The sequence below is a fragment of the Leucobacter celer subsp. astrifaciens genome (assembly GCF_001273835.1).
In the GTDB taxonomy this organism is placed as follows: Bacteria; Actinomycetota; Actinomycetes; order Actinomycetales; family Microbacteriaceae; genus Leucobacter; species Leucobacter celer.
On the sequence record NZ_JHEI01000134.1, the window covers coordinates 70,715 to 90,113 of the forward strand.

At 70.8% G+C, this 19,399-nt stretch carries 17 protein-coding genes and 1 tRNA gene; 8 read left to right on the forward strand and 10 right to left on the reverse strand.

Features of this window, described 5'->3' with window-relative positions; genetic code table 11:
* Positions 1-402: 402 nt before the first annotated feature.
* Positions 403-573 carry a hypothetical protein gene (locus AMS65_RS19330; protein WP_157502077.1) on the reverse strand — a complete coding sequence of 57 codons (171 nt, stop codon included), beginning with the start codon at positions 571-573 and terminating at the stop codon, positions 403-405.
* Positions 574-800: 227 nt separating this feature from the next.
* Positions 801-882, reverse strand: a tRNA-Tyr gene (locus AMS65_RS04390).
* A 181-nt stretch (positions 883-1,063) separates the two neighbouring features.
* On the opposite strand from AMS65_RS04390, the gene AMS65_RS04395 reads away from it, so the two are divergent.
* Positions 1,064-1,528 carry a GNAT family N-acetyltransferase gene (locus AMS65_RS04395; RefSeq protein ID WP_053382963.1) on the forward strand — a complete coding sequence of 155 codons (465 nt, stop codon included), beginning with the start codon at positions 1,064-1,066 and terminating at the stop codon, positions 1,526-1,528.
* A 125-nt stretch (positions 1,529-1,653) separates the two neighbouring features.
* Here AMS65_RS04395 and AMS65_RS04400 read toward each other — a convergent pair whose 3' ends face one another.
* From AMS65_RS04400 to hisC, 5 genes are all read right to left on the reverse strand, one after another.
* The gene (locus AMS65_RS04400) at positions 1,654-5,352 is read right to left on the reverse strand and encodes an aldehyde dehydrogenase family protein (RefSeq protein ID WP_083451480.1); all 3,699 of its coding nucleotides are present in this window, start codon (positions 5,350-5,352) and stop codon (positions 1,654-1,656) included.
* A gap of 260 nt (positions 5,353-5,612) precedes the next feature.
* A complete protein-coding gene (locus AMS65_RS04405) occupies positions 5,613-6,404 on the reverse strand; it encodes an ABC transporter ATP-binding protein (RefSeq protein ID WP_053382964.1) in 792 nt (263 codons plus the stop codon).
* 7 nt (positions 6,405-6,411) lie between these two features.
* Positions 6,412-7,368, reverse strand: a complete 957-nt coding sequence (locus AMS65_RS04410; protein ID WP_053382965.1) for an ABC transporter permease — start codon at positions 7,366-7,368, stop codon at positions 6,412-6,414.
* Positions 7,369-7,371: 3 nt separating this feature from the next.
* Complete coding sequence (locus AMS65_RS04415; RefSeq protein WP_053382966.1) at positions 7,372-8,379, reverse strand: ABC transporter substrate-binding protein; 1,008 nt, start codon at positions 8,377-8,379, stop codon at positions 7,372-7,374.
* A 261-nt stretch (positions 8,380-8,640) separates the two neighbouring features.
* Entirely contained in the window at positions 8,641-9,747 is a 1,107-nt protein-coding gene (gene hisC / locus AMS65_RS04420; protein WP_075200843.1) for a histidinol-phosphate transaminase, read from the reverse strand.
* Positions 9,748-9,914: 167 nt separating this feature from the next.
* Here hisC and AMS65_RS04425 point away from each other — a divergent pair, with 167 nt between their 5' ends.
* Positions 9,915-10,409 (forward strand): Lrp/AsnC family transcriptional regulator, encoded by a 495-nt coding sequence (locus AMS65_RS04425; RefSeq protein WP_053382967.1) that lies wholly within the window; start codon positions 9,915-9,917, stop codon positions 10,407-10,409.
* Positions 10,410-10,551: 142 nt separating this feature from the next.
* Here AMS65_RS04425 and AMS65_RS04430 read toward each other — a convergent pair whose 3' ends face one another.
* Positions 10,552-10,848, reverse strand: a complete 297-nt coding sequence (locus tag AMS65_RS04430) for a metal-sensitive transcriptional regulator (protein WP_053382968.1) — start codon at positions 10,846-10,848, stop codon at positions 10,552-10,554.
* A 132-nt stretch (positions 10,849-10,980) separates the two neighbouring features.
* Between AMS65_RS04430 and AMS65_RS18655 the strand changes: the two genes are divergently transcribed.
* From AMS65_RS18655 to AMS65_RS04450, 4 genes are all read left to right on the forward strand, one after another.
* Positions 10,981-11,166 (forward strand): hypothetical protein, encoded by a 186-nt coding sequence (locus tag AMS65_RS18655; protein WP_075200844.1) that lies wholly within the window; start codon positions 10,981-10,983, stop codon positions 11,164-11,166.
* A gap of 284 nt (positions 11,167-11,450) precedes the next feature.
* The gene (locus AMS65_RS04440) at positions 11,451-12,869 is read left to right on the forward strand and encodes an MBL fold metallo-hydrolase (RefSeq protein ID WP_053382970.1); all 1,419 of its coding nucleotides are present in this window, start codon (positions 11,451-11,453) and stop codon (positions 12,867-12,869) included.
* Between the two features lie 107 nt (positions 12,870-12,976).
* Positions 12,977-13,366, forward strand: coding sequence for a rhodanese-like domain-containing protein (locus AMS65_RS04445; RefSeq protein ID WP_053382971.1), 390 nt, complete (start codon positions 12,977-12,979; stop codon positions 13,364-13,366).
* A gap of 238 nt (positions 13,367-13,604) precedes the next feature.
* Positions 13,605-14,738 (forward strand): FAD-dependent oxidoreductase, encoded by a 1,134-nt coding sequence (locus AMS65_RS04450; RefSeq protein ID WP_053382972.1) that lies wholly within the window; start codon positions 13,605-13,607, stop codon positions 14,736-14,738.
* A 196-nt stretch (positions 14,739-14,934) separates the two neighbouring features.
* Here the strand turns inward: AMS65_RS04450 and AMS65_RS04455 are convergent, their stop codons facing one another.
* Positions 14,935-15,486 (reverse strand): YbhB/YbcL family Raf kinase inhibitor-like protein, encoded by a 552-nt coding sequence (locus tag AMS65_RS04455; protein ID WP_053382973.1) that lies wholly within the window; start codon positions 15,484-15,486, stop codon positions 14,935-14,937.
* 180 nt (positions 15,487-15,666) lie between these two features.
* On the opposite strand from AMS65_RS04455, the gene AMS65_RS04460 reads away from it, so the two are divergent.
* Together AMS65_RS04460 and AMS65_RS04465 are read left to right on the forward strand one after the other, a co-directional pair.
* On the forward strand, positions 15,667-16,470 hold the full coding sequence (locus tag AMS65_RS04460) for a FadR/GntR family transcriptional regulator (RefSeq protein WP_053382974.1): 804 nt from the start codon (positions 15,667-15,669) through the stop codon (positions 16,468-16,470).
* A 238-nt stretch (positions 16,471-16,708) separates the two neighbouring features.
* On the forward strand, positions 16,709-18,328 hold the full coding sequence (locus AMS65_RS04465) for a carboxylesterase/lipase family protein (protein WP_075200845.1): 1,620 nt from the start codon (positions 16,709-16,711) through the stop codon (positions 18,326-18,328).
* Here AMS65_RS04465 and AMS65_RS04470 read toward each other — a convergent pair.
* Positions 18,301-19,134 carry a MerR family transcriptional regulator gene (locus AMS65_RS04470; protein WP_053382975.1) on the reverse strand — a complete coding sequence of 278 codons (834 nt, stop codon included), beginning with the start codon at positions 19,132-19,134 and terminating at the stop codon, positions 18,301-18,303. The two genes, AMS65_RS04465 and AMS65_RS04470, sit on opposite strands and share 28 nt — an antisense overlap.
* Positions 19,135-19,399 lie beyond the last annotated feature (265 nt).

The following is a 19,399-nucleotide window of genomic DNA, read 5'->3' on the forward strand; positions in this document are numbered from 1 at the left end:
CCTGTGCCGCTCGATGAGGGATTCCATGCCGTCGTCACGGGTACCGGTCGAGTTCGCGAGCGCTTCGAGAGCGTCGGCTGTTCTGCGGTCTTTCGCTGCAAGGGAGTCAAGCCGTGCAGCGATCGCTACATGTGCCATGACTGCACCATAACCGAGTTCCGAGAGGAAAGCGAATGCCTGATGAGCGAGGCATTCTTTCTCGGAGGATCACGGCTCTCCGCGGCCGCTGCAGACCGGCGCGGAGTTGCGACCCCCTGCGTCTGTACCGCATCGACGACGGACTCCCTCGGCATCCCGATCCCGGTCGCGTGCGAGTGACGTACCGGATTCCGGCTTCGGATCTTCAGCGGTCCGTCGACCGTCGGTCATGGGGTGGCAACGCAGGACGACGGTCGAGAAACGCTAAGGGGTCGTGCGGCGTCCGAGATCGGCTTGCTCGTCGGCGTGCTTCCTCAGCGCCGACAGGACGGCTCCGCGGATGATCCACCACAGAATCAGGATCCCGAGAAGGAACCCGCATACCCACAGCGTGATGGATGCGAACAACAGCGCGGTCGGATTGTCGACGGTCATGATTTCACCCTAGCGGGCGGCCACGCCTCACCGCCCTGGTCTGCCGGCGTGCTCGCACTGCCCCCGAACGGAGGCCCCGAGGCCCTCTCGAGACGCCTCGCGCAGGCGATTACGGCGCGGCCGTGCTGTCGCGGCGTGCTGTCAAGGTCTGCCACAAGACGATTCCGAAACAGAGAAATCCCCCGACTCCCTGGTGTTGGCCAGGTGAGTCGGGGGATCTCGTTCTGTGGCGGGTGAGGGATTCGAACCCCCGTAGGCAGTGCCAGCTGATTTACAGTCAGCCCCCTTTGGCCGCTCGGGTAACCCGCCGCTGGTCATGCGAACACGACCGAGAAACCACATTACCGCCTCGCGCGGCGGAACGGAAATCGATCCGGCGCCGGGAGCCTGCCCGCGACCCGAGCGTCTGCCCGCCCGCCGTTTCGAGCCCCGAAGTGCCCTAGGCGGTGCCGGCTGATTCAGTAGCCGGTCCGCGTGAAAGAATCGGAGTATGGCTCAGCTCCCCTCCGAACTCACGCTGCGCACCGCGCAGGGCATCGACGGCATCCCCACGCCCACCTTCTATCGCATCGCCAAGCTGCGCCAGGAAGTCTTCGTCGTGGAGCAGGACTGCGTCTACCTCGACCTCGACGGCCGCGACCTCGAGGACACCACCGTGCAGCTCTGGGTAGAGGACGCCGACGGCACGGTCGCCGCGACCGTGCGGATCCTCGATGAGAGCCACCAGGAGCCGGGTCTGCGCAGCATCGGGCGCGTCGTCACCGCTCCCGCCTGGCGCGGTCAAGGCATCGCCGCCGCGCTGCTCGAGGCGGCCATCGCGCAGTGCGACGGGCACCCGATCCTCATCCACGCGCAGGCGCACCTCGAGTCCTGGTACGGGCGTTTCGGCTTCGCCGCCTGCGGCGACGAGTTCCTCGAGGACGGGATCCCGCACCTGCCGATGAGGATCGGCTGAGGATCGGCTGACGCCGAGCTCAACTCTCGGCGCCGCGTGCGGTGCGGGACCTTGGTTTCGACAAGCTCAACCGGCGGGCACAAGCTCAACCGGCGGGCGGGCCCGAGCGGCGAGGCAGCCCGCCGCTACTCGACGAACTCGTCGAGGCCGGGCACCGGCACCGCGAGCCCGTGGCGGTGCGCCCGCGCCGACACCGACTGCTCCCGCAGCAGCGTGAGCAGCTCGACCGGACCCGCCATCGTCACCGGTTCCGCCCAGAGCGCGGCGCGATCCAGCCCGCCCATCCACTCGGCGGCGCGCACCGCGTCGCCGCCGATCAGCCGCACCCGGTCCGCCGCGATCCCGTCGGCGCCCACCGGCCCCGACACCGCGAGCCGCTGCACCCAGTCGTCGTCCCGCTCGAGCGACACCTCGATCCCGAGCTGTTCGAGAAAGGCGCTCAACTCTGCGGGCAGCACCTCCCCCGTCGACACCGACACGGGCGCGCGCACGAGCAGCGCCGCCGCCAGCACCCGAACCAGCGCGACGACCCGCGCTCCCTGCGCGAGCCGCAGCTGCGTGGTGACGGGCAGGTAGCGGATCACGTTGCGCTCGATCCCGAGCCCGATCGTGTCGCGCGCCGCACCGAAGGAGGTGCGCCAGACCAGCGCGTCGGAGAGTGCGGCGCGGCGCACCTCGTCGAAGTCCTCGTAGTCGAGCACCGGGCGCGCCGCCTCGACGAGCAGCTGCACCTCGGGGTCGAGGCCGCGCAGATGCAGCGTGTCGCTGCGGGTGCCGGAACGGAGTTGCCACGACCCGAGCGGCACGAGCCGGTTCGGCCCGCCGCTCAGCGCCGGCAGACCCATCGTGGCATCGTTCCAGCCGCCGCTCGGCTGCCGCTCGATGCGAGCAGCGGTCGTGGGACGGTTCAGCGACACCGCGGCCGCCTCGATCCCGTCGAGCCACGCGAGGATCTCGTCGGCGTCGTTCGACTGCAGCCCCGCGACCGCCCCACTGCCCGCCGCGTTCTGCATGGCGAGCGCCTCGCCGAGGGTGTGCGCCTGCGCGACGCCGATCACGGGGACGCCCCGCGCATCGTCCCAGAATGACGAGGCGGCGCCGACGCCGAGCCGCACTCCGGGGCTCCACAGCATCCCCTCCTCGTCGAGCCGTCGCGGCTCCACCAGCCACTCCTCACCGCGCCCCAGCTGGGTGAGCGCCCGCAGCCCGGCCTCGTCGGGCGGGGCCGGCAGCGGGCCGAGGTCGAAGCCGAGCGGATCCTCCGATCCGGGTCGCGCCGTGTCGCCGACGCGCAGCGCGCGCACGGCGTCGGCGAGCGCGTCGCGGAAGCGCCGTGATCGCGCGGTGCTGCCCAGCAGGATCACGGCGTGCGCCGCACGGGGATCGGATCCGGCGGCGCGGAATCCCGATGCGACGATGTCGGTGACGGCCCGATCGAGGTCCGCCGCCGGGGTGACGAGGATCGCGCCGCGGGCGTGGAACCGCCCCTCGACGCGCAGATCGGGACGACGCCTCGCCAGCTCGCGCGCGGCCGCGCGATCGCCGAGCACCACCGCCCGATCGATCTCGGGACTGGCGGCGAGTTCGGCAAGCGTGCGGCCGACGATCACCGCCTCCAGTCGCACAGCGCCGAGCGCGAGCCCGCCCGCCTGCCACTCCTCGAGCAGGGCGGCGGCCGAGCGCTGCAGCCGCTGCGGCACCGACCACAGCACCCCGCTGCCGGCTCCGAGCGCCGCGAGCACCGCCTCCGCCTGCACCGAGAGCGGGGTGCTCCCGTCGGCGGCCACCAGCACGAGGCCCTGAGGAACGAAGCTCGCACCGCGCACGGCCGCGAGCCCCTCCGCGAGCTGCCCGCAGTAGCGCGCTGCGTCGACGATGTCGTCGATCTCGGCGTCGAGCTCGGCCACCGGCGCGCCCGTGTCGGCTGCGAGCACCTGCAGCAGGCGGTCGCGTGCGGCCACGACGCCGAGCGCGGCGCGGCGCAACCGCGAGGCCCGCGCCGCGTGCGGCAGGTCGGCCCACCGCAGCGCCGCCTCGTGCGCCTCACGGGTGGCGTGCTCGGGGTCGAGGTCGGCCGCCGACAGCGCCACGGTCTCGTTGGCGGTGTCCCGCTGCTCGACGATCTCCGCGGCCCCGACGAGCAGCTCTCTCGCCCAGTCCCGATTGGCGGCGACCCCGGCATCGGTCTCGGGCTCGTTCGCGAAACCCGACTGCGACACGACCGGGATGGCGCGCGGCGGCACGAACTCCTCGAGTGTCAGCTCGCCCGTCGCACCCCGTGTGAGCCCCAGCACGGCCGCGGTGAGCCCGCCCGTCTCGAGGCGCGCGGGCTCGTCCGGCTCGCGGTAGAAGAGCGCGCTGTCCCGCTCGCTCGGGTTCCACTCCCTCGCCCGCCGTTGCGTGCGGTGCGAGGCCGGGGCCGGCTCGGCGGCGAGCGCGACCGCTGCTCGGAAGACCTCTCGCTCGGCCTGCAGCTCAGGAGCACCCTCGAGATCCGGATCCTGCACCAGCGCCGCGAGTCGAGACATCGCCGACTGCGGATCGGCAGCCTCGGCCACCAGCCCGACGAGCAGGTCGACGGCGCCCGCGAACTCCTTCGGGGCGATCACCGGTACCGCGATCCGCACCTCGGACACGAGCCCCGAGATCGTCTCGGCGAGACCGGGCGCGACTCCGGTGCGCAGCTGCACCGAGCAGAGCGCGGCCGTGTCGAGGTGCTCGGCCAGCGCCGCGACACCTCCCAGCACCAGCAGATCCTCGGAGGCGATGACGGGGCGCAGCACTGCGGCTCGTCCCGGGTGCAGGGCGAGCTCGATCAGGCGCAGCAGCTGCGCGAGCACCTCGCGACGGTCCTCGAGCACCGACACCGCCAGTCCGCTCTGCAGCGACACGATGCGCTCGGCTCCGGCCGCACCTGCGACGCCGATCACCACCTCGGCGGGGGCTCCGCCATCGGCCACGCGCCGCTGCGCCCAGCGGCTCAAACGGTCGTAGTGCTCCCGCGACTCGGGCAGCTCGGCCATCAGCCGCACGCCGATCCTCGCACGGTCGAGAGTCGCATCGATGAGCGCCCGCACGACGAGATCGGGCACGAGTCGCGCCCAGCGCACGCTGCGCGGCTCGAGGTGCACCGTCGTGTCGTGCTCGATGGCGGCCTCGAGCACGGGGCGGAGCGCCTGCGCGGCGCGAGCGACGTCGTCCTCGGCCGACCAGTCGCTGCCGCCGGGCGCGAGGCGCGCGGGGTCGACCACTAGGTGCGTCACCGTCGGCACGGCTGCGAGCGCCACCAGCCGCACGATCTCGGCCTCGACACCGGCGGGTCCGTGCACGTCCTCGCCCAGCGGCACGGTCACGGGCACGAAGCCCTCCTCGCCGTGACGCCGCAGCGTCTCCGTGAGTCGGCTGAGACGTCCCGGCGACGCGGCACCGGCGGGCAGCTTCGTGGCGAGCACGAGCTTCGACACGCGATCGCGCAGCCAGCGCCGCGCAACGGGCATCACGGCCCAGGGCAGTCCGAGCGACGCGATCCCGCCCGCCCGCACCGCGAGACGGTCCCTGGCCGACAGCGAGCGCGGCACCTCCTGCGCCATCTCGTGCAGACCCGCCGCCGAGGCGGCCGCGTCCTCGGTGCCGGCGACCAGCTCGAGCAGGCGGCGGGTGAACTCGAAGGTCTCCGGGTCTCCCCTGCCGAGCAGATCCCGCCCCGCCGATTCGGCGGCATCCGGTCGTTCGCGCAGCGCGGCGATCCACTCGGTGACGCGGGTGTCGGCTCGGTCGGCGACGACGCCCCACAGCGCACCCGGGCCCAAGGTTTCTGCAGCCATGTGCCCCACTGTATGCCGCGCGGCCGACATTCCCGGGGATGCGCGCCGCTGCACCGTGTCCCGGTTCGAACACCGGAATCCGGGCCACTTCTTCACGGTGCTGGCAGCGCGGTACCGACAGCACAGTGCCGACAGCGAGCACCGTGAAAACGCGACCCGGATTCGCACGGGGGCGGGCACGCGCGCCGCGGGAACGGGAAGGGGCGGCGGAGATCCTGAGGATCCCCGCCGCCCCGAGAGCGACTGCCCGAGCCGATCGGCTACGCGAGCAGCGCGCGGTCGTCGAAGCTCGCGCCCTTGATCTTCGCGAACTCCGCGAGCAGCAGTGGCACCGTGAGCTTCTTCTTCTGCTCGGCGTCGGCCTCGAACACGATGCGGCCCTCGTGCATCATGATGAGGCGGTTGCCCAGCTTGAGCGCCTGCTCCATGTTGTGCGTCACCATGAGCGTGGTCAGTCCCCCCGAGGAGACGATCCGCTCGGTGAGATCGGTCACGAGAGCTGCGCGCTGCGGATCGAGCGCGGCCGTGTGCTCGTCGAGCAGCAGGATGCGCGGCTGCGTGAAGCCCGCCATCAGCAGCGACAGCGCCTGGCGCTGACCGCCCGAGAGCAGGCCCACCTTCGCGGTGAGCCGGTTCTCGAGGCCCAGTTCGAGCGACTTGAGCTCCTCGACGAAGCGCACGCGACGCGACTTCGTCACGCCGAGGCCGAGGCCGCGCGTCTTGCCGCGCTGCAGCGCGAGCGACAGGTTCTGCTCGATCGTCAGGTCGGGCGCGGTGCCCGCCATCGGGTCCTGGAACACGCGGCCCACGTAGCGGGCCCGCTGGAACTCCTTGAGCTTGGTCACCGGTTTCCCGTCGACCGTGAGCGATCCCGTGTCCACGCTGTAGCGGCCCGCGACGGTGTTGAGCAGCGTCGACTTGCCCGCGCCGTTCGAGCCGATGATGGTGACGAAGTCGCCCTCGTCGAGCGTGAGGCTCAGGTCGACCAGCGCCTTGCGCTCGTTGATGGTGCCCGCGAAGAAGGTCTTGGAGATGCGGTCGATGTTCAGCATGGTGCTCCTACCTCTCTGCCGCGGGAACGGTGACCCCGGTGGTCGCCGAGGCGACCGCGTCGGGCTCTGGATCCCTCGGTCTGCGATTGCCGCGATCCCGCAGCGACGGGAGCTTCTTCAGGAAGCCCCAGCGCGGCAGCAGCAGCGCGAGCACCACGAGGATCGCCGTGATCGCGCGCATGTCGTTGGGGTTGAGGCCCACCGACAGCGCGAAGAAGATGATCAGGCGGTAGAGGATCGATCCCACGATCACGGCGAGGCTGGCCATGAAGATGTTGCGCTGGCCCAGCACCGCCTGGCCGAGGATGACCGAGGCGAGACCGATGAGGATCACGCCGATGCCCATGCTGATGTCGGCGAAGCCCTGGTACTGCGCCACGAGGGCACCGGCGAGGGCCACGAGGCCGTTCGAGATCGCGAGGGTGAGGATCTTCATGCCGTCGGTGTTGACGCCGAAGCTGCGGATCATCTGCTCGTTGTTGCCCGTGGCCTGGATCGCGAGACCCAGATCGGTCGAGAGGAACCAGTCGACGACCAGCTTCAGCACGAACACCAGCGCGGCGAAGATCAGCACCGCGATCCAGGTCTTGCCGATCCAGCCGGCATCGCGCAGCGGGGTCATGAGGGTCTCTTCCCGCAACAGCGGTGTGTTCGCCTTCCCCATGATCCTCAGGTTGATCGACCACAGCGCGATCATGGTGAGGATGCCCGCGAGCAGACCGTCGATCTTGCCCTTGGTGTGCAGCAGGCCGGTGACGACGCCGGCGACGACGCCCGCCCCTGTGCCCGCGAGGGTGGCCACCAGCGGGTTCTGCCCGGCGGTGATGAGCGCCGCGGCGACCGCGGCACCCGTGGTCAGGCTGCCGTCGACCGTGAGGTCGGGGAAGTTGAGCACGCGGAAGGTGAGGTACACACCCAGCGCCATGACTCCGTAGAGGAGTCCGAGTTCGAGAGCACCGATCATGGGTTACTCGATCACGTTCGCGGCGCGGTCGAGCATGTCCTGGGGCAGCTCGAAGCCGAAGCGCTCAGCGGCGGTGGGGTTGACGGTGAGCTCGAACTCGCTCTGGGTCTCCACGGCCATGGTCGCGGGATCGGCGCCCTCCTCGAGGATGCGCACGGCCATCTGGCCGGTCTGGTAGCCGAGCTTCTCGTAGTCGATGCCGAGCGTGGCGGCCGCGCCGCCAGCGACGTGCTCGGCGTCGGCGCCGACCACGAGGATGCCGCGCTCCTCGGCCACGGCGACGACCGAGCCGAGACCCGAGATCACCAGGTTGTCGCTGGGGGTGTAGATCGCGTCGACGTCGCCGAGCGCCTCGGTGGCCTGCTTCAGCTCGCCCGCGTTGGTGACGGTCTGCTCGACGATCTCCATGCCCTCGGCCGCGACGGCCTCGCGCGCCAGCTCCACCTGCACCTCGGAGTTCACCTCACCCGAGCTGTAGACGACACCCACCTTCTTCGCGTCGGGATCGATCTCCTTGATGAGCGCGATCTGGTCGGCGACGGGGTTCATGTCGCTCGTGCCGGTGACGTTGCTGCCCGGAGCCTCGGCCGACTCGACGATGTCGGCGGCCACCGGGTCTGTGACGGCGGTGAAGAGCACCGGGATATCGGCGATGTTCTGCATCGCGGCCTGGGCCGACGGCGTGGCGACCGCGAGCACGAGGTCGAGGTCGTCGCCGACGAAGGTCTGCGCGATGGTGGTGGCGGTCGGCACCTCGCCGTTGGCGTTCTGCTCCGTGAACTCGACGGTCTCGCCCTCGACGTACCCGGCGTCGGCGAAGGCCTGCTTGAAGCCCGCGACGGCCGCGTCGAGCGGCGGCGCCTGCACGAACTGGCTGATGCCGACCTTGACCGTGTCGGTACCGGAGCCGGCGTCGCTGCCGTTCGACGAGCAGGCGCTCAGTGCGAGCGCAGCGGTTGCGGCCAGGCCGACGAAGGCGAGCGCCTTGCCGCGGAAGCTGGTGACTGCCATGGGGTTTCCTCACTCGAGTGTGGTGATGCCTCGGGCGGGAATGCGCCGAGGAAGATGATGGATCTCGCGGCGCCGGGGGACAACGCCGTCCGGTGCCCGATATTAATCAGGGGCCTCTCCATAGTAAACCTGCCACTGATTTTCTAGACATATGAGACATCTAGAACGGTGTTTCCGGGAATAAGCTATACAAGCTGCATAGCCCTGCAGGGCATTCCGCGACCATCCTGCGCGCAGGCGAAACCGCGGGAAGAGGTCCGGTCAGGGAAGCTCCGCGATGGCGGCGAGCACGGCGTCGTTCTCCTCGGGAGTGCCGATCGACACGCGCACGCCCTCGCCGGGGAAGCAGCGCACGGAGATGCCCCGCGCCTCGAAGGCCGCCGCGATCCCCTCGCTCGCCGCGCCCGCCGTCAGCCACACGAAGTTCGCCTGCGACGGCGCGAAGTCGATGCCCGCGGCGCGCAGCCCCTCGGCCAGGCGCGCCCGCTCGCGGGTCATCTCGTCGATCCGCGCCTCCAGTTCGGCCTCGGCCTCGAGCGAGGCGAGCGCGGCCTCCTGCGCGAGGCGCGACACGGCGAAGGGGATCGCGACCTTGCGCAGCGCCTCGGCGACATCGCGCGACGCGATCGCGTAGCCGATGCGCAGGCCGGCAAGGCCGTAGGCCTTCGAGAAGGTGTGCAGCACGGCCACGTTGGGGTAGCGGCGGAAGAAGTCGATGCCGCTCGGAGAATCCGGATCCCGATCGAAGTGCACGTACGCCTCGTCGATGACCACGAGCACGTGCTCGGGCACCGCGGCCATGAACGCCTCGAGCTCCGCCTCGCCCACGACGGTGCCCGTGGGGTTGTTGGGGTTGCACACGAAGACGAGGCGCGTGCGCTCCGTGATCGCGCCGGCCATGGCCGGGAGGTCGTGGCGGGCGGCCGAGTCGAGCGGCACCTCGACCGGCACCGCTCCCGCGACGCGGGTGAGGATCGGGTACGCCTCGAAGGAGCGCCAGGCGTACATCACCTCGTCGCCGGGGGCCGTGAGGGCGTGGATCAGCTGCGCGGCCACCTCGACCGAGCCCGCACCCAGCACGAGGTTGTCGGGCGAGACCCCGAACCGTTCGGCGAGCATCGCGGTCACCTCGGTCGCGGCGATGCTGGGATACCGGGCGATCGAGGCCGGGAGGATCTCGGCCAGCCGGCGCTCGACCGCCGGCAGCGGCGGATACGGGTTCTCGTTCGAGGACAGCTTCACGCTGCGCCCGTCGGGGCCGACCGGAGCCGGCTTGCCCGCCTTGTAGGCTGCGATCTGCTCGAGCCCGGGACGGAATGCCCGTACTGCCCGGGATACGTCCGTTGCGTGCTGCGTGTGCGGCGTCATCGACACTCACCTTCCAGTCTTGATCCTGACGGGCGCCACTCTAGAGAGCATCGGATCGCTCCCGCAATCGGTACACTTTTCATACGGCAACGTGCTCAGTTCGTATAGCATCATCGCGAATTATCAGTACAGATTGCCTAGTGAAATGCCGATGTCAAGGAGGACGTATGAGCATCGACCAATTGGACGCGCGACTCATCACGCTCGTCAGCGACCACGCCGGCATCTCGGTGGTCGAGTGCGCCAGGCGCCTCGGCGTCGCGCGCGCCACCGCGCAGGGCAGGCTCGACCGGCTGCGGCGCACGGGCATCATCGCCTCGGAGGCGCCGAGCATCGATCCCGCCGCGCTGGGGTACCCGCTGCGCACCTTCTGCACCATCCAGATCCGGCAGTCCATCGGCCACCAGCGGGTCGCCGAGGGACTGACGAGGATCCCGGAGCTCGTCGAGCTCCACACCATCACCGGCGACGCCGACATGATGGCGACCATCGTCACGCGCTCCACGAACGATCTGCAGCGCGTGCTCGACCTCATGTCGAACACGGAGGGCGTCGCGCGGGTCTCCACGCGGCTCGCCCTCGAGAGCCACTTCAAGAACCGCACGCTGCCGCTCGTGCAGTCCGCGGTGGAGCCGGAGGCCGAGCCCCGTCGGCGGGGCTGAGCCGTTTCCCGCGCGAGATTGAATCCACCACCGCCTTGGATTCTGCGACCGCGCGCAGAACGACCGGGGCGGATTCCGCGCGCCGCTGAGCGACGGACGCGGTGGTGCCGCCGCGGAGCGACGGCCGCGGGTTCCCCGATCGCTACGCGAGGGAGAGGAAGAGCTTCTCGAGCTCGTCCTGATCGGCGGTCGAATCGCCGTCCGGATCGGTCAGGCACTCCTTCAGAGCGCTGGAGATCACCAGGAACCCGGCGCGGTCGAGCGCCTTCGAGACCGCCGCGAGCTGCTGCACCACGTCTCGGCAGTGCGCGTCCTGCTCCACCGCGCCGATCACCGCCGCGAGTTGCCCGTGCGCACGGCGCAGCCGGTTCACGACTTTGCGCTTGGCCTCCGCGTCGTGCGGCGTCGGAGGGGTACTGGTTGCGGTCGCGTGCGCCATGGCCTGTGCCTGCTTTCTCGAGATGAACCGACTGGGCTTGACAGACAGGATACCCCCATGGGTATAGTTCAGAAAGAGAAAATACCCCCACGGGTATTTGTGAACCGCGATAGAGAGCGAGAGGAGCACGCGATGTGCCGAGCAACGAGGTGCCGGACCTGCGGGAAGACGACCTGGGCCGGCTGCGGTCAGCACGTCGCGATGGTCGAGATGAGCGTGCCCGCGTCGGAGTGGTGCGACGGCAGGCACACCCAGGCGCAGATCGACGCGGCGAAGGCCGAGCGGGGCGGATTCTTCTCCCGGCTCTTCGGGCGCTGATCTTCGGGTCCCGAGCTTCGAGCGCCGCGCCGCAGCGACGGCCAGGCCTCCTCGGCTCCGACCACCCCTCACATCGACTGCACTCCATCGCCGGAACCCACCGATCCAGCACATCAGAAAGGACCCCACCATGTGCGCACGCGTCGCCTGCTCCACCTGCGGCAAGCCCACCTGGACCGGCTGCGGCCAGCACATCGAGGACGCCCTCCTCGGCGTGCCCGAATCCGACCGCTGCTCATGCTCCTGACCGGGCGCACCCACCCCTGACGAAGGAGGAACCGAACATGCTGCTGGAACGCATCTACGACGAGGATCTCGCCCAGGCGAGCTACTTCATCGGCTGTCAGGCGAAAGGCGAGGCGATCGTCGTCGACCCGCGCCGCGATCTCGACGTCTATCTCGACCTCGCCGAGAAGCACGCCATGCGGATCATCGCCGTCACCGAGACCCACATCCACGCCGACTACCTCTCCGGAACACGGGAACTCGCGGAGAGGACCAGCGCGCAGATGCACGTCTCGAACGAGGGCGGGCCCGATTGGACGTACGGCGCCGACTTCGACGACGCGGTTCGCATGCGGCACGGCCACTCCATCCAGCTCGGCAACATCACCGTCGAGGCGGTGCACACCCCCGGCCATACCCCCGAGCACCTGTCCTTCCTCGTCACCGACGGCGCGCAGTCGAGCGAACCCGGGTTCATGCTCACGGGAGATTTCGTGTTCGTCGGCGACCTCGGCCGCCCAGACCTGCTCGACGAGGCCGCGGGCTTCATCGACACCCGCTTCCAGGGCGCGAGGGATCTCTTCGCGAGCCTGCGCGACCGCTTTCTCACCCTGCCCGACTACGTGCAGGTGCTTCCGGCGCACGGCTCGGGATCCGCCTGCGGCAAGGCGCTCGGTGCGATCCCCGCCTCGACCGTCGGCTACGAGCGCAACTTCTCGTGGTGGGGCGAGTATCTGCGGAACGACGACGAGCAGGGCTTCGTCGACGAGCTGCTCAGCGGCCAGCCCGACGCGCACGCCTACTTCGCCCGTATGAAGCTGGAGAACAAGGTCGGCCCCGCCCTCCTCGGCGACGCGCCGGAACTCGTCGAGTACACGCGCGAGGATCTGGCCGCGGCCCTCGCAGACGACAGCGCGATCCTCGTCGACACCCGGCACCACGGCGAGGTGCACGCGGGCACCGTCGAGCGCTCGCTGAACATCCCGGGCACCGCGAAGGCAGCCAGCTACGGAGCCTGGGTCTACGACCCTCGGGTCGAGCAGCGACCCCTCGTGCTGCTTGCCGGATCCCGGGCAGAGGCGGAGGAGATCCGCGACCACCTGGTGCGCGTGGGCATCGACACCGTGCGCGGCTATGTTGCCTCGCTCGACGGCCTGGAGCTGACGCGCCCGAGGGTCGTGCGGCCCGAGGAACTCGACGGCTTCGAACAGGCCTTCCTGCTCGACGTGCGCAACCGCACCGAGTACGCCGCGGGACACCTGCCGGGCGCCGCGCAGCTCTCCGGCGGGCGGGTGCTCTGGCACCTCGACGCGCTCCCCGAGCCCGGAGCCGGCACGATCGTGGCCTACTGCCAGAGCGGCGTGCGGGGCAGCGTGACCGCCAGCGCGCTGCGACGAGCCGGCTACGACGTCGCCGAACTCGACGGCAGCTACGCCGCATGGTCGGCGATCCCCGGCAACGAGCCCGTCGCCGCCTGAGCCGCTCGCTCAGCACTTCTCGGCCTGCGCGGCACCCGCCCTGCTCGGCACCCAGCGCGCTCGGCACCCAGCCCACTCAGATGCCCCGACCCGAAAGGAGCGCCGTCATGCGCCGCACCCTCTCCCTCTCCGTCTCCGCCGTCTCCGCGGTCGCCCTGCTCATGGGTCTGGCCGCCTGCCCGGCAGCGCCGGGCTCGGCCCATGGAGCAGGATCGGTAGCGGTCGGCGATGAGACGATCCTGCTCGATGTGCGCACCGCCGAGGAGTACGCGACGGGCCGCCTCGAGGGCGCGCGGCTGCTCGACTTCTCTGGCGGCGAGGTCGCCGCCGCGATCCCGAGCCTCGATCCCGATGCCGAGTACCTCGTCTACTGCCGCTCGGGCAACCGCTCCGGCCAGGCGATCGCGCTCATGGAGCAGGCCGGCTTCACCAATCTCACCGACCTCGGCTCGCTCGAGCAGGCGGCCCTGGCGACCGGTCTGCCGTTCGCGGGCTGACCCGACCCCGAGCGCCGCCCCGCCGTCATCCGGCGCTGCGATGGCACGGCCCCGGCCCGACCCGCGTCTCCTCGACAACCGGGCGCAGTCTCATGAGACATCTGTCCGACGCGGGGCACGGTCGAACCGTACGATCGGTGTATCGCCCCGAGCACCGATCGCCGCGCGAGCCGTACGATCGCCGGGACCCGCGCCCGGCGCACGGCCCCCTGCCGGCCACGCACACGACGGAGGAAACATGACCGAGCAGTTCGACCGGATCGTCATCGGCGGCGGCGCTATGGGCCTCGCCACGACCTGGCAGCTCGCGAGCCGCGGGCTGCGCGTGCTGATGCTCGAGCGGTTCACCCCCGGGCACGACCGCGGCGCCTCGCACGGGGCCACCCGCAACATGAACAACGCCTACGCCGAGGATCACTACCTCGACCTCTACGACGAGGCGCTGCGGCTGTGGCGCGAGCTCGAGGCCGATTCGGGGCGGCAGCTGCTCACGCTCGGCGGACTGGTCACGCACGGCGATCCTGCGCGCGTGCGCGCCGCCCACGACTCACTGGCGGCGCGCGGAGCGGCGATCGAGCTGATCACCCCGGCCGAGGCCGAGGCGCGCTGGCCCGGCATGCGCTTCGAGGGCGAGGTGCTCGTGAACCGCGACGCGGGACGGATCCGCGCCGCGACCGCACTCGAGGTGCTCGACGCGCTCTCGCGGGAGCACGGGGCGGTGCTGCGCTACGAGCACCGGGTGCTCGAGATCGAGCCGGGTGAAGATCGCGTCGCCGTGACCGCCGAGACCCCCGCGGGCGAGACGGCCGTGTACGAGGCCGAGGGCGTCGTGGTGACGGCGGGCGCGTGGAGCGCGCAGCTGCTCGCCGGGCTCGTGGAACTGCCGCGGCTGCGGGTCACCGAGGAGCACCCGGCGCACTTCACAGCGCGCCCCGAGTTCGCATCGGCCGAGTGGCCCTCGTTCAACCACTTCCAGCCGGACGAGCGCCTCACCGGCTACCGCGGCAACCTCTACGGCATGCTCACGCCGGGCGAGGGCATCAAGGTGGGCTACCACGCGACGGGCGACGAGGTCGATCCGGATCACCGCCGCTTCCGCTCACCGGACGCCGCGCGCGCCCAGCTGCGCGAGCACGTGGCCCACTGGTTCCCCGGCCTCGACCCCGACTCCGCGGTCGAGATCAGCTGCACCTACACGCTCACCCCCTCGGAGCGGTTCGTGCTCGACACCCGCGGCCGCGTCACCGTCGGCGCCGGATTCTCGGGCCAGGGCTTCAAGTTCGTGCCGGCGATCGGGCGCGTGCTCGCCGACGCGACGCTCGGGATCGCGCAGCCGCCCGCGGCGTTCAGGCTCGAGTCGCACGGGGCGTGAGCCCGGAAGGGGATGGCTGCCGTATCTTCGGCTCTCACCGTTCCTGCGGATGAAACTCCCTCGATCCGTCCGCAGGAACGGTGAGAGCCGAAGGAGCGGCGGCGGGGTGGCGCAGCGGGGCGGCGGAGCAGCGGGGCGCCGTCGCGGGATCGGGTGTCGACTCCGCTGCGCTCCGCTCAACCGGCGGCGGTGCTTCTCAGTCCGCCTGGCCGTACTCGCCGGTCGCCACGATGACCGCACGGGCGAGCACCGCCTCGCGCATCATGAAGCCCATCACGGCGGGCGTCGCCCCGGGATCCACGTCGATGCGCTCGACGTCGAGCGCGTGCACCACGAACCAGTAGTGGTGCACACCGGTGCCCTCGGGCGGGGCGGCCCCGGTGAAGGCCGGCTCGCGCTTCTCGTTGGGCATCGCGATGGCGCCCTCCGGCAGCAACGAGCTGCCGAGCGAACCGGCGCCGGCGTGCAGCTCGGTCGTATCGCCGGGAATGTTCGCGACGGCCCAGTGCCAGAACCCCGACCCGGTAGGGGCATCGGGGTCGAAGCAGGTCACGGCGAAGCTCTTGGTGCCCTCGGGGAACCCCGACCAGCTGAGCTGCGGCGACCGGTTCGAGCCGCCCGCGTACTCGGCGTACAGCTCGGCCGGCAGCGGCTCGCCGTCCTCGATGTCGGTGCTGGTCAGGGTGAACCCCGCGACCTCGCGCATTCCCGCGTATGGATTGATCGGGCCTCGGCTCGGCTGCGTCATTGCTCTCCCTCGGTGTCTCGATCCTCGGATCCCGCGATCCGTGAGTTACGCCCAGCATAGGCCGCACTCCTCCCGGTCTCCAGAGGGTGTCACCCGCGGCCGGTATACTCGCAAACAGCAGACGACGGCGCCTCGACAAGCAAGCGGACGACGGCGCCTCGAAACCGAAGCGGAGTGACCATGGCAATGACGACAGGATCCGAGCGCGCTCGCGCGACGCTCGCCTACCTGCGCCGCAAGATCACCACCGGCGAGTGGCCGGTGGGCAGCCGGATCCCGATCGAACCCGAACTCGCGGAGCAGACCGGGGTCGGGCGCTCCACCGTGCGCGAAGCCGTGCGCTCGCTCGCCAGCATCGGCATGCTCGAGACCCTGCCGGGCCGGGGCACGTTCGTGCGCTCCGCGGCGCCGACGAGCACACTGCTCAACGAGTTCCTCGCCGATTTCACACTCGAGGAGATCCTCAGCTATCGCCGAGCCCTCGAGGTCGAGGCGGCGCAGCAGGCCTCGATCCACCGCACCGAAGAGGACATCGCCGCGCTCGAGCGGGCGGCGGCCGAAGAGGTCGGCTGCACCCGCTGCCCCGTGCTCGGACTCGCCTCGGGCAGCGACGACAACGCCTTCGACAGCAAGTTCCATCGGCTCGTCTTCGACTCGGCCAAGAACCGGCTGCTCGCCTCGCTCTACGCGGGCATCAACGACCAGCTGCGCACACCCGAGCACCGCGGCCGGCTGGCCAACGTGGCCACCGGAGCCGAGATGGAGCGGGATCACGCCCGCGTGCTCGACGCGATCCGACGTCGCGACTTCATCGATGCCGTGCACGCGATGGTCAACCACGTGGATCACGACGTGGTCATCGTCAACGACCAGCACGAGGTCGTACCGCCGCTCACCCGCACGCCCGAGCAGCAGCAGCGCATCGACCAGGCGCAGGAGGCCCAGGACGAGCGCGAGGGCACCGACGAGAAGGCGCGCATCTAGCCGCGCGTTCTTCCCACCCCGCACTCCAGGCACCTCCTCCGCGCGTCGGTGTTTCTTCCGCGCGTGGTCTTTCCTCCGCACGTGGTATTTTCTCCGCACGTCAGGCGCCTCGTTCGATCCCCTCTTCGAACCTCCTTCACGCGTCAGTAGTTGTCACCAAACTTGCCGCGAGGCAGTAACTACTGACGCGCGCTCATCGGGATCACCCGGGCGGGAGCGCTGCGGATAGGATGCCCGCATGAGCAGCGCTGCACCCTTCGGGACCGAGGCACCGATCGTCCGCACCCCGTCCGGCAGTGTGCGCGGGGACTGGGCCCCGGTCGATTCCTCGCATCCGAACGGCGATCGCATCGCGGTGTTCCGGGGAATCCCATACGCCGAGCCGCCTGTCGGCGAGCTGCGCTTCGCACCGCCCCGCCCGCGCTCCGCGTGGGACGGCGTGCTCGACGCGACGGCGTTCGGGGCGACGCCGCAGCGCGGCGAGACCGGGATCACCCTCATCCCCGAGCACGCCGTGCCGGGCGATGACACACTGAGCGTGAACGTGTGGACCCCGGATCCCGCCGCCGCCCTGCCCGTCGTGGTTTGGATCCACGGCGGTGGCTTCATCTCCGGGTCGCCGGCAAGCCCCTGGTACGACGGGCGGTCCTTCGCCCGCGACGGCGTGGTGCTGGTCACGATCTCCTACCGGCTCGGGTTCTCCGGATTCGGCTGGATCGACGGGGCGGCGCCGAATCGCGGGGTGCTCGACTGGGTCTGCGCGCTCGAGTGGGTGCGCGATCACATCGGCGCATTCGGCGGCGATCCTTCTCGCGTGACGATCGCCGGGCAGTCCGCGGGAGGCGGCGCCGTGCTCACGCTGCTCGGTGTACCGGCCGCTGCGGGGCTCTTCCAGGGCGCCTACGCGGTCTCCGCAGCCGTGGCCGATCCTTCTCTCGACGCGTCTCGATCGCGCGCGCACCATCTCGCCCGCCTGGCAGGAGTGGCACCCGACCTCGCCGGCTTCGAGAGCGTGCCCGAGACGCGCCTCCTTGAGCTGCAGTCCAAGATCACCGCGCCCGCGGCACCGCACCTGCTGCACGATCTGCACGAGATCCTGCGCGACGGGCTCCTGCTGGGTCCGGTCGCGGACGGCGAGATCGTGCCCGGCGACACCGTGACCGCGGTCTCGTCGGGCGCGAACGCGGAGGTGCCGCTCGTGCTCGGCAGCACCGACGATGAGATCACCGGGCTGTTCCATCCCGGAGGACTGCTCGACCGCGCCCCCAGGCGCGCTCTGCTCCGCGCGCTCGGAGCTTCGGCGGAGGCCGCGAGGCGCTGGCTCGCGGCGCCGCGCGCGCAGGCGACCGAGAGCACCGCGGTGCTGCTCGGCCGCTACGCCACCGACGCGATCCTCCGCTCCTGGGTCCCCCGGGCGGCAGCGGCTCGGGCGGCGACCGGCGCCGGCCCCACGTGGAGCTATCGCTTCGCATGGCACCCGGCCGACCCGCCGCGGGCCGGTCACTGCAGCGACGTTCCCTTCCTCTTCGACCGCCTCGACGCCCCCGGGGTGGACCGGGTCGCCGGAGAGGATCCGCCGCAGGTGCTGGCGGACGCCGCGCACGGCGCTCTCGTCGCCTTCGCCCGCACCGGCGATCCCGGCTGGCCCGCCGACGCCGCGGGCCGCGGGCCCAGCCGAGTCTTCGACCTCCCGGTCCGAGACGTCTCAGACGCCTACGAGTCCGCCCGAGCGCTGCTCGACGGAGCCGATGGCGTCGACGGCGCCGGTACCGCCGGTGCTGTCGATGCCGCCGATGCCGTCGGCGATCCGGACTCGACCCCTGCTCGGGATCAGGCTCGGAGCTCGCGCTCCACATAGGCGCGCAGCGAGTCGCGCACGAAGGCCGCACCCTCGACTCCGCCGTAGTTGGCGGCGAAGCGCTCGTCAGCGACGTACATCTCGGCGAGGCCGAGCACGTAGCCCGCGACATCGCCGCCGGCTTCGGCAGCCGGGGTTCCCGGAGCGCCCCGCAGCCACTCGACGTGACGACGGGCGAGGTCCTGAGCAGCCGGGGATTCCGGGTCCTCTCCCCGCTCCGCGGCCGCGGACCAGTCGGCCGACAGCTGCGCCACCCGCCTCTGCCACTCGGCCCGCCCCTCCTCACCGAGACCGCGCCACCAGCGATCGCTCTTCGCGTACGCGTCGGCGCCCCAGCGCTGCTCGACCTCCTCGCGATACTGCGTGTGGTCGAAACCCTCGAACATGTTCTCCGACATGAGATCCTCTCTTTCCGTTGTGTGCGATGTCTCACCGGAAAGCGGACGCCGCAGCGCCGCGATGGTGCGCTCGACCGAGCCGATCTGGGCCGCGATCCGTCCCTGTTCCTGCCGCAGCAGGTCCAGGTGCGCGGTCAGGATCCGCGCCTCGGCCGCAGCGGGATCCCCCGCCGAATCGGCCGACTGCGCGTCCTGCGCGGCGAGCACCTGCCCGATCGCCTCGAGCCCGAGACCCAGCTCGCGCAGCAGCAGCACGCGCTGCAGCCGCACGAGCGAGCGGTCGTCGTAGTAGCGGTAGCCGTTGCCGCCGACGCGGCTCGGTGTCACGAGACCGATGTCGTCGTAGTGCCGCAGCGTGCGCGAGGTCACCCCCGCAGCCCTGGCGGTCTCCTGGATCGAGTACTCCACGTCGGTCTCTCCTCTCGTGCCGTTGCCGCGTTCCCGGTGGACCATTCCACGGTAGGAGTTGACGTTACGTCAAGGTCAAGGCCGGGATTCGGCTGGCTCCGCCGGACTTTCGCAGCGTCCGCGCCCCTGCCTCCGATGGTCGCCGCCGAAGATATGCGATCTGCAGAACATCTGGTGGATACCGCTCGGAATCGCATATCTTGCGCAGATCCCATATCTCATGCGGGGGCGGGCGCCGTCGCAACCCCGGGGGCGGCACCGGGGA

What these genes read in the sequence shown, in the direction of transcription:
- AMS65_RS04395 (WP_053382963.1), top strand. Translation starts at nt 1,064, where the DNA reads ATGGCTCAGCTCCCCTCCGAACTCACGCTGCGCACCGCGCAGGGCATC.
- AMS65_RS04410 (WP_053382965.1), bottom strand. Translation starts at nt 7,368, where the DNA reads ATGATCGGTGCTCTCGAACTCGGACTCCTCTACGGAGTCATGGCGCTG.
- AMS65_RS04430 (WP_053382968.1), bottom strand. Translation starts at nt 10,848, where the DNA reads ATGGCGCACGCGACCGCAACCAGTACCCCTCCGACGCCGCACGACGCG.
- AMS65_RS04455 (WP_053382973.1), bottom strand. Translation starts at nt 15,486, where the DNA reads ATGACGCAGCCGAGCCGAGGCCCGATCAATCCATACGCGGGAATGCGC.
- AMS65_RS04425 (WP_053382967.1), top strand. Translation starts at nt 9,915, where the DNA reads ATGAGCATCGACCAATTGGACGCGCGACTCATCACGCTCGTCAGCGAC.
- AMS65_RS04445 (WP_053382971.1), top strand. Translation starts at nt 12,977, where the DNA reads ATGCGCCGCACCCTCTCCCTCTCCGTCTCCGCCGTCTCCGCGGTCGCC.
- AMS65_RS04400 (WP_083451480.1), bottom strand. Translation starts at nt 5,352, where the DNA reads ATGGCTGCAGAAACCTTGGGCCCGGGTGCGCTGTGGGGCGTCGTCGCC.
- AMS65_RS04440 (WP_053382970.1), top strand. Translation starts at nt 11,451, where the DNA reads ATGCTGCTGGAACGCATCTACGACGAGGATCTCGCCCAGGCGAGCTAC.
- AMS65_RS04405 (WP_053382964.1), bottom strand. Translation starts at nt 6,404, where the DNA reads ATGCTGAACATCGACCGCATCTCCAAGACCTTCTTCGCGGGCACCATC.
- AMS65_RS04450 (WP_053382972.1), top strand. Translation starts at nt 13,605, where the DNA reads ATGACCGAGCAGTTCGACCGGATCGTCATCGGCGGCGGCGCTATGGGC.
- AMS65_RS04415 (WP_053382966.1), bottom strand. Translation starts at nt 8,379, where the DNA reads ATGGCAGTCACCAGCTTCCGCGGCAAGGCGCTCGCCTTCGTCGGCCTG.
- AMS65_RS04460 (WP_053382974.1), top strand. Translation starts at nt 15,667, where the DNA reads ATGGCAATGACGACAGGATCCGAGCGCGCTCGCGCGACGCTCGCCTAC.
- AMS65_RS04465 (WP_075200845.1), top strand. Translation starts at nt 16,709, where the DNA reads ATGAGCAGCGCTGCACCCTTCGGGACCGAGGCACCGATCGTCCGCACC.
- hisC (WP_075200843.1), bottom strand. Translation starts at nt 9,747, where the DNA reads ATGACGCCGCACACGCAGCACGCAACGGACGTATCCCGGGCAGTACGG.
- AMS65_RS18655 (WP_075200844.1), top strand. Translation starts at nt 10,981, where the DNA reads ATGTGCCGAGCAACGAGGTGCCGGACCTGCGGGAAGACGACCTGGGCC.
- AMS65_RS19330 (WP_157502077.1), bottom strand. Translation starts at nt 573, where the DNA reads ATGACCGTCGACAATCCGACCGCGCTGTTGTTCGCATCCATCACGCTG.